We start from the raw sequence: 1,358 nt of genomic DNA, 5'->3' as shown, positions 1-1,358 counted from the left end.
GCCGTATAGGTGACGATCGCCGACAGTTTCAGCGTCTCGGCGATTTCGCGCGCGAGCGGCCGCAAGTGCCGATCGTGGCGCTGTCGCCGATCCTCAACACGGCGCGGCGGCTGTCGCTACTGTGGGGCACGCATTGCGTGGTGTCGCCCGATGCCATCGACCTCGACGACATGGTCGACCGCGCCTGCCGCATCGCAATCGACGAGGGCTTCGGCAAGCCGGGCGACCGCGTCATCATCACCGCGGGCGTGCCGCTCAGGACGCCTGGCTCGACCAACATGCTGCGCATTGCGTATGTCGGGTCTGAGACCCAAGGCAGCCGCCCGGCCTGATCGTTTCAGGTCGGCGCCAGCTCGGCTTCCGGTGCCTTGAGGTCGGGACATGCGTCGGCGCCTTGCGCGTCGCCGGCGATGCGCGCTTCCACGGCCTTTGCCATCGACTGCAGGTCGATGGCCCTGCCGGCGGTCTTCTCGATGCCGCCGACGACCAGGTCAGCCGCGATCCAGTCAGGCTTGTGGCCGAGATTATGCACCCAGACTAGCTCAGCGCCGGGGATATCGCGGGCAAGGCCGGTCGAATGGATGGTCGCGTAGACGACCTTATCGCGATCGCCGGAAATGATCACGGTCGGCGCCTTGATGTCGCGGTAGTGCGTCGAGGCATCGCGCGCGTAGCTGTAGAGCCCCGCCACGTCGGCGGCGTTGGCGCGAAAGGCGCCAGGCCGCAGAACAAGCGGGATCGAGGCGGCGGCGACGTAGCCGTCCGGCACCTTGTTGGGGGCAAAGACGCAGGCGGTGGCGGCATCGATGCGCAACGCTCCCGCTGGATAGGCCAGTGTCTCGGAAAACAGCGGACCGATCAGGGGAATGGCTGTCAGATTGTAGTACCAGGCAGTCGCGCCGCCTGGCCAAGGATGGCTGGCCGGCGACAGGAAGACGAGGCCCTGCGTCTTGTCCGGATGCTTGCGGGCAAAGGCGGTGGCGACCGCGCCGCCGAAGGAATGGCCGACGATGATCGCCGTCTTCATGCCAAGGCGATCCATCAGCGCAGCGATGGTGTTGGCCTGCGCGGGCAAGGTCTCATTGTCGCCGCGTCCGGACCAGCCGAATCCGGGCCGATCCAGGAACAGCATCTCGGCGCGGCCTTCGAGCAGCGGCCGCAGGGGCAGCATCTGATCCTTGAGATTGGCGCTGGCGCCGTGGAGGAAGACGATCGGCGGCAACTCCGGGTTCGCCGGCGCCGGGACATGGACATAGTGGATGCGCGCGCCGCCGATGTCGGCGAAGTCGCCGACAGGCAGATTGCGGCGCTCGGTCAGCCAGTGACCTGCTCGGGTGACTCCGGCAAAGGCGAAGAGG

2 protein-coding genes are annotated in these 1,358 nt (G+C 67.2%); one reads left to right on the top strand and one right to left on the bottom strand.

Annotated elements, in window-relative coordinates; translation table 11 throughout:
* On the top strand, positions 1-332 hold a 332-nt coding region (locus EN742_RS35140; RefSeq protein ID WP_281035046.1), incomplete at its 5' end, for a pyruvate kinase alpha/beta domain-containing protein.
* 5 nt (positions 333-337) lie between these two features.
* On the opposite strand, the gene EN742_RS35135 is transcribed toward EN742_RS35140, so the two are convergent.
* Positions 338-1,358 (bottom strand): alpha/beta hydrolase (locus tag EN742_RS35135; RefSeq protein ID WP_148670536.1); only part of this gene is annotated, 1,021 nt, incomplete at its 5' end.

This window comes from Mesorhizobium sp. M4A.F.Ca.ET.020.02.1.1 (assembly GCF_004022645.1).
In the GTDB taxonomy this organism is placed as follows: domain Bacteria; phylum Pseudomonadota; class Alphaproteobacteria; order Rhizobiales; family Rhizobiaceae; genus Mesorhizobium.
The sequence above is the reverse complement of the archived record's forward strand: the minus strand, read 5'-3'. Positions and strand labels throughout refer to the sequence as shown.